Below are 13,143 nucleotides of genomic sequence, written 5' to 3' on the forward strand. Positions count from 1 at the left end.
CGTCCCATCGGTCATGTGCGCACGCATGGATGTGTCCGGCGGGCGCTGCTCAGCCGGTCCAGCCCAGCCACAGTTGAGCGCTGCCCGGCACCAGCAACAGCCAGTGCCGGCGGTCGACGCTGCTGCAGCCATACACCGCCGCGTGCGCCGGCCAGTCCATGGGCAGCCCGGCGATGCCGATCTCGGCCAGCGCCGCATTGCCGGCCTTCCATGGCCGGTAACGCGGCACCTTCCCGGCCAGGGCACCACGGCCCTGGCGTGCGCCGGACAGCCAGTCCAGGCCTTGCTGCTGCACCCCTTCGCAGGTCCGCGCCGCCAGCTTGAAGCGCACCAGGCCGGGGGCGATGCGCGCCCCCGGCAAGGCCGCCAGCACGCTGCTGGCCTGCAGCAGCGCGTCCACTTCCAGCAGTTCCGGAATGCCCTGCCACGCGCGTTGCCGCAACCCGTTGCGCCAGCTCATGTGCCGCTCCTTACTTCAGGCTCGCGCCGACTTCGTACCAGTCGATCCGGCGGGTGATCCACATGGCGCTGGCCAGCACGCCGAACAGCAGCAGCGAGCCCATCAGCAACGCGTTGTTCTCCGAGATCAACAGGCCGTACAGCGCGCCGTACAGCACCGTGAGCATGCCGGCAAAGCCCAGGCCGCGCGTCCAGCTCTTCAACACCCCCGACAGATACACCGCCTGCACCCCGATGCAGGCCACCGCCGACACCAGATAGGCCAGCCAGAACGGAATGTGCTCGGACAGGCTGAGCAGCAGCAGGAAGAAGATCGCCAGGGCCAGGCCCACCATCAGGTACTGCAGCGGATGGATGCGCAGGCGCTTGATCAGCTCGAACAGGATGAAGCCGACGAAGGTGAGCAGGATGAAGAGGATGCCGTACTTGCTGGCCCGGTCGGCCTGGGTGTAGATGTCCACCGGGTTGACCAGTTCAACGCTGACCGTTTCCGGGTCCAGGTCCTTGCTGTCGCGCAGCTGGCGCTGTGCTTCGGAGGCCAGCGAGGAGACGGCCCACTGGGCGTCGAACCCGGTGTCGGTGACGGTGCGCTGGTTGGGCAGGAAGCTGCCGCCGAACAGCGGGTGCGGCCACGGCGAGCGGATCGCGATGCGGCTGTCGTCACCCACCGGCACCACCGCCAGCGAACGCGTGCCGTCGAGCACCATGTCCAGCTGCAGGCGGCTGCCCTTGAGCATGCCGCCGATGCTGTCGTCGAAGTCGCGCAGCGGCACGTGCAGGCCCTTGCCAAGTCCGTTGACCTCGCCGATGCCCGGCTGCAGCGTCAACGCCTGCCCATCCTCCTGCAGCGTGGGCGAACCGACCAGGCCACGCAGGTCGGCGATGCCGACGGCCAGGTACGGGGTGCCATACACGCGCCCGGCCTTGATCGGATAATCGTCGTCGGCGAACTCGGCGGTGATCTTGGCCTTCCAGCTGTATACCGGCACCCGGAACAGGCCGACCCGGCGTTCGTCGGGCTGCATCTGCCCGTCCACCCGCAGCGTGGCCGGCATCTGCAGCCAGTAGCTGTGCTCGGTCTGGATTTCCTTCTTCATGTTGCCGGCCGCGTCGACCACCTCGACCTCGCGGGTATCGGTCCACGGCACCACGCGCACCGGGCCGGTGAGGGTCTGCGCGCCGGCGCGGCTCTGCGACACGCGCAGGTAGGCTTCGTCGCGGTACGCCTCGCGCTCCTTGATCACGCCCTTGATCATCATCAACGGGATCAGCAGCAACAGGATCAGCCCGCCGACAATGGCGAACCGCAACAGCATCTTCAGGGATTTCATGGCCCGTCCTCGGTTGGGAGGGGGCCAGCTTCGGGCGCGGTGGTGTGCGGGGTTTGTGCTGAGTTTGAAGTCTGTGTGAAGTGCCCGCGGCGACTGGGCTCAGCGCCGGATCGGCGCGCCCGGATCGCGTACTGGCAGCCACAGCGAGGCCAGCGCACCGCCGCCTTCGCGGTTGCGCAGCTGCACCCGCCCACCATGCAGGCGCGCCACTTCCTGCACGAACGACAGCCCCAGCCCGGAGCTGCGCAGGCCGGTGGCGGGCCGCGCCAGCGAATAGAAGCGCTCGAACACGCGGTCCAGCGCATAGTCGGGCACGCCGCTGCCGCGGTCGGCCACGCGCAGCACCACGCCGCCGCCCTCGCGCGCGGCGCTCAGCTGCAGGCGGCTGTCGGCACTGGAAAACGCCAGCGCGTTCTCCAGCAGGTTGTTCAAGGCTTGCCGCAACAAATAACCGTCGCCCTGGATGACCAGGCCATCGGGGACCTCCACGTCGATCGCCACCGCGGCCGCCTGCGCGCGCACCGCCACCGCGCTGGCAGCGGCCTGCAGCAACGGGGCGAGCGCGATGCGTTCGCGCTTCTGCAGCCAGCCGTGCTGTTCCACTTCGGCCAGCGCCAGCAGCTTGTCGATGGTCTCGGTGAGGCGCTGTTCCTGGCCCTGGATGCTGCGCGCGAAATGCACGCGGTCGGCGTCGGGCAACGGTTCCTGCAGCAGTTCGGCCGCACCGCGGATCGCGGCCAGCGGGCTCTTCATCTCGTGGGTCAGGGATTGAACGTACTGCTCCACGTAGGCCTTGCCCTCCAGCTTGCGGCGCATGGTTTCCAGCGCCTGGCCAAGGTCGCCGATCTCATCGCGGCGCGGCTTCGGCGGCGGCACCGGTTCGCCGGCGCTGACCGCCTTGGCGTAGCGGTTGAGCCGGTTCACGCCATGCATCAACCACGCCGTCATCAACAGCCCGATCAGCGCCGACAAGCCGATCAACCACGCGCCCCGCCGCATGATGGCGCGCTGGCTGGCGGCAATGAACGGGTCGATGCTGCGGTTGGGCTGGGCCAGGCTGAGCACGCCGATCAGGCGCGTGGCATCGGCCGGGTCATGGATCGGCGCGGCCACGTGCATCACCGAATGGGTGTCGTCGCCGGGGGTTTCCGGGCTGGAGCGGGCGCCGTATTCGCCGCGCAGGGTGCGGTAGACATCGTTCCAGCGCGAGTTGTCGCGGCCGATGCCCTGCCCGGTGGAGTCGTACACCACGATGCCCTTGGCGTCGGTGATGGTCACCCGGTAATCCAGCGTGCGCTTGGGAAAACGCCACACCATCGCCTTCGGGTCGCGGCGCTGCGCGCGGGCCAGGCTGGCCACGAACGCACCGTTGCGGATGCGCCCGGCCTTGAGGTCGGCGGCGGCCATCTCGGCCAGTACGTTGGCGGCGTCGACCAGGGTCGACTCCATCGCCTGGCGCACGCCCGGCTTGACCTCGTTGACGAAGATGCGCATCACGAAGAACGCGGCGATGCCCACGATCAGGAAGAACCCCAGGAACAGCTTCAGGCCCAGCCGCATGGCTCAGACCTCCAGCGCGTAGCCGAGCCCGCGATGGGTGCGGATCGGGTCGGGGTCAGCCCCTGCGGCACGCAGCTTGGCCCGCAGCGTCTTGACGTGGGTATCCACGGTGCGGTCGGCGCTGTCGGCGTCGGTGTCCCAGCCACGGTCCATCAGCTGGGCGCGGCTGAGGATGGACCCCGGGCGCTGCAGTAGCGCGGCCATCAGCGCGTACTCGTAGCGGGTCAGCTCCAGCGGCTGCTCGGCAAAGCGGATGCGACGGCCCTCGCGGTCGATCGCGAAGCGGCCGTGCTGCTGCCAGCCGGCCTGCTCGGCCGGGGCGCTGCTGCTGCGGCGCAGCCGCGCACGCACCCGGGCCACCAGTTCGCGCGGCGAGAAAGGCTTGGCCATGTAATCGTCCGCGCCCAGTTCCAGGCCCAGCACGCGGTCGAACTCGTCGTTGCGCGCCGTCAGGAAGATCACCGGCACCTCGCTGAAGGTGCGCAGGCTGCGACACACTTCAAACCCGCTCATGTCCGGCAGCCCCACGTCCAGCACCACCACGTCGAAGGCCTGCTGGCGCAGGGCCTCCAGCGCGCCGCCGCCCAGCAGGCAGTGCTGGGCGCCGTAGCCTTCGCTGCGCAGGGCATACAGGACGGTGTCGGCGATGGCGGTTTCGTCTTCGACGACCAGGACGTTGTGCAGGGGGCGGTTCATGCGCGCAGCATAGCCGCTGGGCCCGCCGCCCCGTACACTGCGCCGATGAATTACCGCCACGCCTTCCATGCCGGCAACCATGCCGATGTGCTCAAGCACATCGTGCAGCTTGCCCTGCTCGACACCTTCAAGCGCAAGGACAGCCCGTTCTTCGTGCTGGACACCCACGGCGGCGCTGGCCGCTACCTGCTGGCCAGCGAGGAAAGCCGCAAGACCCTGGAGGCCGAGGAGGGGGTGATGCGCCTGATGGCCCAGCCCACGCTGCCGGCGGTGGTCGAGCGCTACCTGAAGGCCGTCCAGGCCGACAACCCGGTCGGGGCCATGATCAGCTACCCCGGCTCGCCGCTGCTGACCGCCCGCGCCCTGCGCGAGCAGGACCGCATGGCGGTCTGCGAGGTGCAGGACGACGAGGCCGCCTCGCTGAAGGCGCTGTTCGCCCACGACAGCCGGGTCGGCGTTTACCACGCCGACGGCTACGCGCAGAACCGTGCCCTGCTGCCGCCCAAGGCCAACGGTGTGAAGATCGGCCGCGGGCTGGTCCTGATCGACCCGCCCTACGAGGGCCAGGACGCCGAATACCAGGCCATCCTGGCCTCGGTGAGCGAGATCCTCGGCCGCTGGCCACAGGCCACCTTCGCGATCTGGTTCCCGATCAAGCAGCGCCGCACCATCCTGCATTTCCTGCGCAAGGCCTGTGCGCTGCCGGTGAAGTCGGTGCTGACCGCCGAACTGCTGATCCGGCCGGACGACTCGCCGCTGCGGCTCAATGGCAGCGGCATGCTGCTGCTCAACCCGCCCTGGCAGTTCGACCAGGTGCTGGCCCCGGCCATGCCGGCGCTGAAGCAGTTCCTGGGCGAGGCCGGCGCCAGCACCCGGCTGCAGTGGCTCAAGCAGGCCGAATGAGCGTCCTTGCGCGCCCCTGAACGGCGTGAGCGTTCCGTTCACGGAACCGGCGCCCCGGGATGCGAGAATCCAAAGACCACCTAGGAATCACCGGTATGGCTACCCGTAACCGCATGCCGCCCTGGCACGAGATTTTCAAGGCACCCAGTGGCCACGAGCTGCTGATCCGCCCGATCCGCCCCGAAGACGGGGCGCCGCTGCATGCGGCCTTCAGCCTGTTCGGGCCCGAAGAGATCCGCGACCGCTTCCTGCAATCGGTGACCGAGCTGTCGCCGGAAACCACCCAGCGCCTGACCCACCCCAATCCGAAGAGCGAAATCACCCTGGTGGCGGCCGAGTCGCTGCCCGCCGGTGAAGCCGTGGTCGGCGCGGTGGCACGGGCTTCGATCATCCAAGGCACCCGCGAGGCCGAGTACGCCATCCTGGTCAGCCGCTTCCTGGTGGGCCAGGGGTTGGGCCGGCAGCTGATGCGCAAGCTGGTCAAGTGGGCGCGCGGCAAGTACCTGGATCGCCTGTACGGCGACGTGGCCGAAGAGAACGAGCCGATGAAGCAGCTGGCTGCTTCGCTGGGCTTCAAGCCGGTGCCGCACCCGCAGGGCACGCCCGGGTTGGTGCGCATGGTCCTGGAGCTCGACAGCTGACGGCGTGCCGGCCAACGGCCGGCACCTACCTTTTGTGCGCGTGCCGGCCAACGGCCGGTACCTACGGCTTTGAGGGCGTGCCGGCCAACGGCCGGCACCTACCGGGGCTGTGCCACCAGGCACGCAACGGTGAGCGGCAGCGAGCCGGGCTGACATGGCCGTGACTTCGGCGTCTGCTAAAATCGACGGTTCATGTCACGCCCCTCCTATCCCGCTCCGCCGCTGCCCCGTTCCGGCCAGCTCCGCGCCTGGTGGCGCGCTCCCGCTTCGGCCACGGCGTTGGCCTGGTACGTCGCCCGTGCCGCAGAGGTCCATGACGGGCCCCTGCTGGTCATCGCACGCGACAACCACGGGGCCAACCAGATCGAATCGGATCTGCGCACCCTGCTGGGCAGCGCGTCCGCGCTGCCGGTGGTCGCGTTCCCGGATTGGGAAACCCTGCCCTACGACGCCTTCAGCCCGCACCCGGACATCATCTCCCAGCGCCTGGCCGCGCTGCACCAGTTGCCCACGCTCACCCGTGGCATCGTGGTGGTGCCGGTGCAGACCCTGCTGCAGCGGCTGGCCCCGCGCAAGTACATCATCGGGGGCAGTTTCGACCTGAAGGTCGGCCAGCGCCTGGACTTGGATGCGGAGAAGCGACGCCTGGAAGCGGCGGCCTACCGCAACGTGCCGCAGGTGATGGACCCGGGCGATTTCGCGGTGCGCGGCGGCCTGCTCGACGTGTTCCCGATGGGCGCACAGACGCCGTTGCGCATCGAGCTGCTGGACGAGGACATCGATTCGATCCGCGCCTTCGACCCGGAAAGCCAGCGCTCGCTGGACAAGGTCGATGCTGTGCGCATGCTGCCCGGCCGCGAAGTCCCGCTGGACGACCTGGCCGTGTCGCGGGTGCTGGCCACCCTGCGCGAACGCTTCGACGTGGATACCCGGCGCAGCGCGCTGTACCAGGATCTCAAGGCCGGGCTGGCCCCGGCCGGCGTGGAGTATTACCTGCCGCTGTTCTTCGACCAGACCGCCACCCTGCTGGACTACCTGCAGCCGAACGTGCTGCCGGTGGTCGGCGCCGGCGTGGGCGAAGCGGCCGCCGCCTTCTGGGCGCAGACCGGCAACCGCTACGAGCAGCGCCGACATGACGTGGAGCGCCCGTTGCTGGCGCCGCAGGAGCTGTACCTCAGCCCGGAAACACTGAACTCCACCCTCAATGCCCTGCCCCGCATCGAGATCTGGAACGCCGACCACGCGCGCATCGACGACGCGCAGCCGCTGGGCGACCAGCCGTTGCCGCCGCTGCCGGTGGCCGCGCGCGATGCGCCGGCCGGCGAAGCACTGAAGTCCTTCATAGGCCACTACCCGGGTCGGGTGCTGATTGCCGCCGATTCGCCGGGGCGCCGCGAAGCGCTGCTGGAAGTGCTGCAGGCAGCCGAGCTGAAGCCGCCGGTGGTGGTCGACCTGCCGGCGTTCCTGGCCGACGCCAGCAACCGCTTTGCGATCACCGTGGCGCCGCTGGAAGACGGTTTCGCGCTGGACACACCGCAGATCGCGGTGCTCACCGAGCGTCAGTTGTTCCCCGAGCGTGCCGGCACCACCCGCCGCAGCCGCCGCGTGGGGCGCGAGCCGGAAGCGATCATCCGCGACCTCGGCGAGCTCACCGAAGGCGCGCCGATCGTCCATGAAGACCACGGTGTGGGGCGCTACCGCGGCCTGATCGTGCTCGACGCCGGCGGCATGCCGGGCGAATTCCTGGAGATCGAATACGCCAAGGGCGACCGCCTGTACGTGCCGGTGGCGCAGCTGCACCTGATCAGTCGCTACTCCGGCGCATCGGCCGAAACCGCGCCGCTGCATTCACTGGGCGGCGAGCAGTGGAGCAAGGCCAAGCGCCGTGCGGCCGAAAAGGTCCGCGACGTGGCCGCCGAACTGCTGGAAATCCAGGCCCGCCGGCGCGCCCGTGCGGGGTTGGCGCTGCACGTGGACCGCTCGATGTACGAGCCGTTCGCGGCCGGCTTCCCGTTCGAGGAAACCCCCGACCAGCTGGCCGCCATCGACGCCACCCTGCGCGACCTCGCCAGCAGCCAGCCGATGGACCGCGTGGTCTGCGGCGACGTCGGCTTCGGCAAGACCGAAGTGGCCGTGCGCGCCGCGTTCGCCGCCGCCAGCGCTGGCAAGCAGGTGGCCGTGCTGGTGCCCACAACGCTGCTGGCCGAGCAGCACTACCGCAACTTCCGCGACCGCTTCGCCGACTGGCCGCTGCGGGTGGAAGTGCTGTCGCGCTTCAAGACCACCAAGGAAATCAAGGCCGAGCTGGAGAAGGTGGCCGCCGGCACCATCGACGTCATCATCGGTACCCATCGCCTGCTGCAGCCGGACGTGAAGTTCAAGGACCTGGGCCTGGTGGTGGTGGACGAGGAGCAGCGTTTCGGCGTGCGCCAGAAGGAAGCGCTGAAGGCGATGCGCGCCAACGTGCACCTGCTCACCCTCACCGCCACCCCGATCCCGCGCACCTTGAACATGGCCATGGCCGGGCTGCGCGACCTGTCGATCATCGCCACCCCGCCGCCGAACCGGCTGGCGGTGCAGACCTTCATCACCGCGTGGGACAACGCGCTGCTGCGCGAAGCCTTCCAGCGCGAACTGGCCCGCGGTGGCCAGCTGTACTTCCTGCACAACGACGTGGAAAGCATCGGCCGCATGCAGCGCGACCTGGCCGAGCTGGTGCCCGAGGCCCGCATCGGCATCGCCCACGGGCAGATGCCCGAGCGCGAGCTGGAACGGGTGATGCTGGACTTCCAGAAGCAGCGCTACAACGTGCTGCTGTCGACCACGATCATCGAATCGGGCATCGACATCCCCAACGCCAACACGATCATCATCAACCGCGCCGACCGCTTCGGCCTGGCCCAGCTGCACCAACTGCGCGGCCGCGTGGGTCGCTCGCACCACCGCGCCTATGCCTACCTGGTGGTGCCGGACAAGCGCGCGATGACCCCCGACGCGCAGAAGCGCCTGGATGCGATCGCGTCGATGGACGAGCTGGGCGCCGGCTTCACCCTGGCCACCCATGACCTGGAAATCCGCGGTGCCGGCGAACTGCTCGGCGAAGACCAGAGCGGCCAGATGGCCGAGGTGGGCTTCAGCCTGTACACCGAGCTGCTGGAACGTGCGGTGCGCAGCATCCGCCTGGGCAAGCTGCCCGACCTGGATGCCGGCGAAGAAGTGCGCGGTGCCGAGGTCGAACTGCATGTGCCGGCGCTGATCCCCGACGACTACCTGCCCGACGTCCATACCCGCCTGACGCTGTACAAGCGCATCAGCAGCGCGCGCGACACCGATGAACTGCGCGAGCTGCAGGTGGAAATGATCGACCGCTTCGGCCTGCTTCCCGACCCGGCCAAGCACCTGTTCGCCATCGCCGAACTGAAGCTGCAGGCCAATGTGCTGGGCGTGCGCAAGCTGGAACTGGGCGAGAATGGCGGGCGCATCGTGTTCGAGGCCAAGCCGGCGATCGACCCGATGGCGGTCATCCAGATGATCCAGAAGCAGCCCAAGCTGTACACGATGGACGGTCCGGACAAACTGCGCATCAAGCACCCGTTGCCGTTGCCCGAAGACCGTTTCAGCGCGGCCAAGGCCCTGTTGTTGACCCTGTCGCCACGCTGATCCCTGTTTCCCCTGTGACCCTCCGCTTCTGCGGGCCGGAGGGTTTTTTCCCTGTTATCTGCCCGCGACAAGGAGAGTTGCTTTGAAACGATTCCGTACCCTGCTGCTGGCTGCCAGCCTCGGCCTGTTGAGCGCCTGCGGTGGCAGTGGCAGTGGCATGAGCGCCAGCGAATACCTCACCGAGAACGTCGCCTTCTGGAACGGCGCTGCCAGCACCGTGCAGGAGTGGACCGTCGGCAACAAGAGCGAGCCGCTGCAGAAGGCGCTGGCCACCGGTGAGGGCCTGGACACGCTCAAGCCCGGCCTGGAACGTGCCCGCACCGAGATGCAGCAGTACCTGACCCGCATCGACCAGATGCCGCCGGACGAGGATGCCAAGGACGTGCACCAGAAGCTGCGCGCCTACGTGCAGAGCGCCGAGGAAATGTTCGGCATCCTGGTGGAAATGGCCGCGCTGCCGGCCGACAAGACCAAGGAACAGGTCATGCCGCTGGCCGAGAAGCTGCAGACCGTCGGCAACCGTATCGATACGGAAATGCAGGCCCTGGACGCGGCGCAGGATGCGTACGCCAAGAAGCACGGCATCCAGCTGCAGAGGCATTGATTCCGCCGCTCCCGGTCGCTTCGGCGACCGGGAGCGTGGCAGTATTTCCCCGTGACCGATTACTCCCCACACGACACCCCCGCCGCATTGGCCTGCTCCATCGACGCGCTGTCGGTGTCGCTGCAGCTGCGCGATGCCTACACCCGCCACCACTGCGACCGCGTCGGCCTGCTGGCCCGCTCGCTGGCCCGGCATTGCAGCCTGGACCCTGCCCAGTGCGACCAGATCGAACTGGCGGCCTGCTTCCATGACATCGGCAAGATCGGCATTCCCGACGACGTACTGCTCAACCCCGGGCGGCATGACCACGCCGAGCAGGCGATCATGCGCCAACACCCCGAACACGGCGAACGCATTTTCCTGGCCACCGGGCGCGCCGACGCCGCCGACGTGGCCCGCCTGATCCGCGCCCATCACGAAGCGTTCGACGGCAGCGGCTATCCCGACGGCCTGCGCGGCGAGAGCATTCCGCTGGGCGCACGCATCCTCACCATCGTCGACGCCTGGGACGCGATGACCAGCGACCGCCCCTACCGCGGCGCCATGGAGCGCGGCCGGGTCATGCGCATCCTGGACGACGCGTCCGGTGGCATGATCGATGCTTACCTGCTGGGTGCCTTCCAGGACCTGCTGCGGCGCGAACCGGCGCTGGCGTAAGGCCCCGTGCCGAACGAGTACACCTGCAGTTGCGCAGGACGGATCCGATCGCGCTGTCACGCAATGCGCGTGCAGCACGCGACGAACGCAAGGTCGATGAACGCAACGCGCAGAAGCGGCACTGCCCCACAGAGGTAGGGTCGCATCCCGATCGACCGCAGACCATCATTCAACGCGCGACGAACGCAGCACCTGAGAACGGTGAAGGCGCTTTCCCGTTCAAGCTCCATGCGTCAAAGCGCGTTGACCCGCTCACGGCAGTTGATTGGGATCCAACCCTACCTCCGCGTGCCACGACGACGCGCACGGATCGCCGGGCATGGCCAACTGCCCGCATCGATGCTCCAACAAAAAACCCGGCTTGCGCCGGGTTCTTTGTTCCACTCAACGCGCTGCGATCACCAGATCACAACACGCTTGTCATCGGCACGCACCATCGCATCGCCCGCCTTGCACTCGAACGCCTTGGCATAAGCCGGCATGTTGGACGGTGCGCCGTTGGCGCGGAAGTTGGCGGGGGCGTGCGGGTCGGTGTTCAGACGCACGCGCAGCTCGCCTTCGTTGAAGTTGCGGCGCCACACGGTGGCCCAGTTCATGAAGAAGCGCTGGTCCTGGCTGTGACCGTCCACGGCCACGTTGGCCTTCGGGTCTTCCTTCAACGCCATCTGCAGCGCGTCGTAGGCCACGGTCAGGCCGCCCAGGTCGCCGATGTTCTCGCCCAGGGTCAGCTTGCCCTTCACGTTCACGCCCGGCAGCGATTCATAGCCGTCGAACTGCGCCACCAGCTGGTCGGTGCGGCCGGTGAAGGCCTTGCGGTCGCTGTCGGTCCACCAGTTGTCAAAGTTGCCGTTGGCGGCGAACTGGCTGCCCGAGTCATCGTAGCCGTGCATCATTTCATGGCCGATCACCGCGCCGATGCCGCCGTAGTTCAACGCCGGATCCGCCTTGGCGTCGAAGAACGGCGCCTGCAGGATGGCAGCCGGGAACACGATCTCGTTCTTGGTGGCGTTGTAGTAGGCGTTGACGGTCTGCGGGGTCATGCCCCACTCGGTCTTGTCCACCGGCTTGCCGATCTTGTTCAGCATGTAGCGGTAGTTGAACGCGCGCGCGGCCTGCATGTTGCCCAGGTAGCTGTCGGCGTTGGTTTCATAGCCCGACCAGTCGCGCCACTTGTCCGGGTAGCCGATCTTCGGGGTGAAGCTGGCCCACTTTTCCAGCGCCTTCTTGCGGGTGTCCTCGCCCATCCATTCCAGCTTCTCCAGGCGCGCCTTCAGCGCCACCGAGAGGTTTTCCACCAGGTGCTGCATCTGCACCTTGGAGTCGGCCGGGAACACCGCGTTGACGTACAGCTGGCCGAGGCCTTCGCCGATCGCGCCATTCACCGATTCCAGCACACGCTTCCAGCGCGGCTGCATTTCCTTCTGGCCACGCAGGGTGGTGCTGTAGAAGTCGAAGTTGGCCTTCTCGAACGCGCTGCTCAGGTACGGCGACGCATCATCGATGGTGTGGAAGCGCAGGTACGCCTGCCAGGTGCTGGCCGGCACGTCGGCGAGCATCTTGTCCACTTCGGTGAAGAAACCCGGCTGGGCCAGCGAGAACTTCTGCGCGGCCGGCACCTTCAGGGTGTCAAACAGCGCGGTCCAGCTGAAGTTGGGGGTCAGTTTGTCGGCTTCGGCGGCGCTGACCGGGTTGTAGCGCTTGGCCGGATCGCGCAGTTCGATGCGCGACAGCGAGGCCTTGGCCAGGCGGGTTTCGAAGTCCAGCACGGCCTTGGCCTGGGCCTTGGCCTGCGCGGCATCCACGCCGGACAGGGTCAGCGCCTGCGCGATGTAGGCCACATACGCGTCGCGGATTTTGGCCTGCGCATCATCGACGTAGTAGCCCTTCTCCGGCAGGCCCAGCCCGCCCTGGCCCACGTAGGCGATGACGTTGGCCGAATCCTTGTAGTCGGCATTGGCCGACAGCGAGAACAGCACGCCCTGGCCCTGTGCCTGGCTGTCGCGCAGGTACTGGGTGATGGCGGCGGTGTCGTTCAGCGCGGCGATCTTGTCCAGCTGCGGCTGCAGCGGGGTGATGCCGGCCGCTTCAATCTTGGCCTCGTCCGAGCCGGTGCTCCAGATGTCACCGATCTTGGCTTCCACCGAACCGGCCTTGGGCTTGCTGGCGGCGGCCTGCTGGACCAGCGCGTGCTGCACTTCCAGCGAACGCTCGCGCAGGATCTCGAAGCTGCCCCAGGTGGTCTGGTCGTTGGGCACCGGGTTGGCGGTGAGCCACTTGCTGTTGACGAAGCCGTTGAGGTCCGTGCAGGCGGCGATCGACGGGTCCAGGTCGGCGCTGTTGAGCGAGATCAGCGCGGTCTTGATCTGCGACTGATCAAACGCCGGCGTGGCCGCATCGGCGGTGGCGGCAGGCGCGGTATCGGTCTTGCCGCAGGACGCCAGCGACGCGGCGATGGCAACGGTCAGGCCCAGCGGGACCAGCTTGGAAAACTTCATTCGTCTCTCCGGCTACAGATGGATGCATTGCCCGGCGGGCGGGCAATCAGGCAGCGTAGCGCGGGAGCGCCGGCGGGGAACCGGCCAAAGGTCACACCATCACACGCCGGTAGAGCCACCCCATGGGTGGCTGCGTG

General features: G+C 68.0%; 10 protein-coding genes. 5 read left to right on the forward strand and 5 right to left on the reverse strand.

What is annotated here, in order from left to right:
- Nucleotides 1-49: 49 nt before the first annotated feature.
- The 4 genes from DX03_RS13665 to creB all read right to left on the reverse strand — a co-directional run bounded on the left by DX03_RS13665 (nucleotide 50) and on the right by creB (nucleotide 4,046).
- The gene (locus tag DX03_RS13665) at nucleotides 50-460 is read right to left on the reverse strand and encodes a hypothetical protein (protein WP_038689558.1); all 411 of its coding nucleotides are present in this window, start codon (nucleotides 458-460) and stop codon (nucleotides 50-52) included.
- Nucleotides 461-470: 10 nt separating this feature from the next.
- Nucleotides 471-1,790, reverse strand: coding sequence for a cell envelope integrity protein CreD (gene creD / locus DX03_RS13670; protein WP_038689560.1), 1,320 nt, complete (start codon nucleotides 1,788-1,790; stop codon nucleotides 471-473).
- A gap of 99 nt (nucleotides 1,791-1,889) precedes the next feature.
- The gene (creC, locus tag DX03_RS13675; protein ID WP_038689562.1) at nucleotides 1,890-3,350 is read right to left on the reverse strand and encodes a two-component system sensor histidine kinase CreC; all 1,461 of its coding nucleotides are present in this window, start codon (nucleotides 3,348-3,350) and stop codon (nucleotides 1,890-1,892) included.
- A gap of 3 nt (nucleotides 3,351-3,353) precedes the next feature.
- On the reverse strand, nucleotides 3,354-4,046 hold the full coding sequence (creB, locus tag DX03_RS13680) for a two-component system response regulator CreB (protein ID WP_038689564.1): 693 nt from the start codon (nucleotides 4,044-4,046) through the stop codon (nucleotides 3,354-3,356).
- Between the two features lie 45 nt (nucleotides 4,047-4,091).
- Between creB and DX03_RS13685 the strand changes: the two genes are divergently transcribed.
- From DX03_RS13685 to DX03_RS13705, 5 genes are all read left to right on the forward strand, one after another.
- A complete protein-coding gene (locus DX03_RS13685; protein ID WP_038689566.1) occupies nucleotides 4,092-4,949 on the forward strand; it encodes a 23S rRNA (adenine(2030)-N(6))-methyltransferase RlmJ in 858 nt (285 codons plus the stop codon).
- A 95-nt stretch (nucleotides 4,950-5,044) separates the two neighbouring features.
- A complete protein-coding gene (locus tag DX03_RS13690) occupies nucleotides 5,045-5,590 on the forward strand; it encodes a GNAT family N-acetyltransferase (RefSeq protein ID WP_038689569.1) in 546 nt (181 codons plus the stop codon).
- Between the two features lie 192 nt (nucleotides 5,591-5,782).
- Entirely contained in the window at nucleotides 5,783-9,250 is a 3,468-nt protein-coding gene (gene mfd, locus DX03_RS13695; RefSeq protein ID WP_038689570.1) for a transcription-repair coupling factor, read from the forward strand.
- 82 nt (nucleotides 9,251-9,332) lie between these two features.
- Nucleotides 9,333-9,854 (forward strand): kinetochore Spc7 family protein, encoded by a 522-nt coding sequence (locus DX03_RS13700; RefSeq protein ID WP_038689572.1) that lies wholly within the window; start codon nucleotides 9,333-9,335, stop codon nucleotides 9,852-9,854.
- Between the two features lie 51 nt (nucleotides 9,855-9,905).
- Nucleotides 9,906-10,511, forward strand: a complete 606-nt coding sequence (locus DX03_RS13705) for an HD-GYP domain-containing protein (RefSeq protein ID WP_038689575.1) — start codon at nucleotides 9,906-9,908, stop codon at nucleotides 10,509-10,511.
- Between the two features lie 398 nt (nucleotides 10,512-10,909).
- Here the strand turns inward: DX03_RS13705 and DX03_RS13710 are convergent, their stop codons facing one another.
- Nucleotides 10,910-13,006: a M13 family metallopeptidase gene (locus DX03_RS13710; protein ID WP_038689577.1), complete on the reverse strand. Its 2,097-nt coding sequence runs from the start codon at nucleotides 13,004-13,006 to the stop codon at nucleotides 10,910-10,912.
- Nucleotides 13,007-13,143 lie beyond the last annotated feature (137 nt).

Origin of the sequence: Stenotrophomonas rhizophila (assembly GCF_000661955.1) — a bacterium.
Taxonomy (GTDB): Bacteria; Pseudomonadota; Gammaproteobacteria; order Xanthomonadales; family Xanthomonadaceae; genus Stenotrophomonas; species Stenotrophomonas rhizophila.

Coding starts and splice junctions, on each gene's coding strand:
- DX03_RS13665 (WP_038689558.1), bottom strand. CDS start 460: ATGAGCTGGCGCAACGGGTTGCGGCAACGCGCGTGGCAGGGCATTCCG.
- creD (WP_038689560.1), bottom strand. CDS start 1,790: ATGAAATCCCTGAAGATGCTGTTGCGGTTCGCCATTGTCGGCGGGCTG.
- creC (WP_038689562.1), bottom strand. CDS start 3,350: ATGCGGCTGGGCCTGAAGCTGTTCCTGGGGTTCTTCCTGATCGTGGGC.
- creB (WP_038689564.1), bottom strand. CDS start 4,046: ATGAACCGCCCCCTGCACAACGTCCTGGTCGTCGAAGACGAAACCGCC.
- DX03_RS13685 (WP_038689566.1), top strand. CDS start 4,092: ATGAATTACCGCCACGCCTTCCATGCCGGCAACCATGCCGATGTGCTC.
- DX03_RS13690 (WP_038689569.1), top strand. CDS start 5,045: ATGGCTACCCGTAACCGCATGCCGCCCTGGCACGAGATTTTCAAGGCA.
- mfd (WP_038689570.1), top strand. CDS start 5,783: ATGTCACGCCCCTCCTATCCCGCTCCGCCGCTGCCCCGTTCCGGCCAG.
- DX03_RS13710 (WP_038689577.1), bottom strand. CDS start 13,006: ATGAAGTTTTCCAAGCTGGTCCCGCTGGGCCTGACCGTTGCCATCGCC.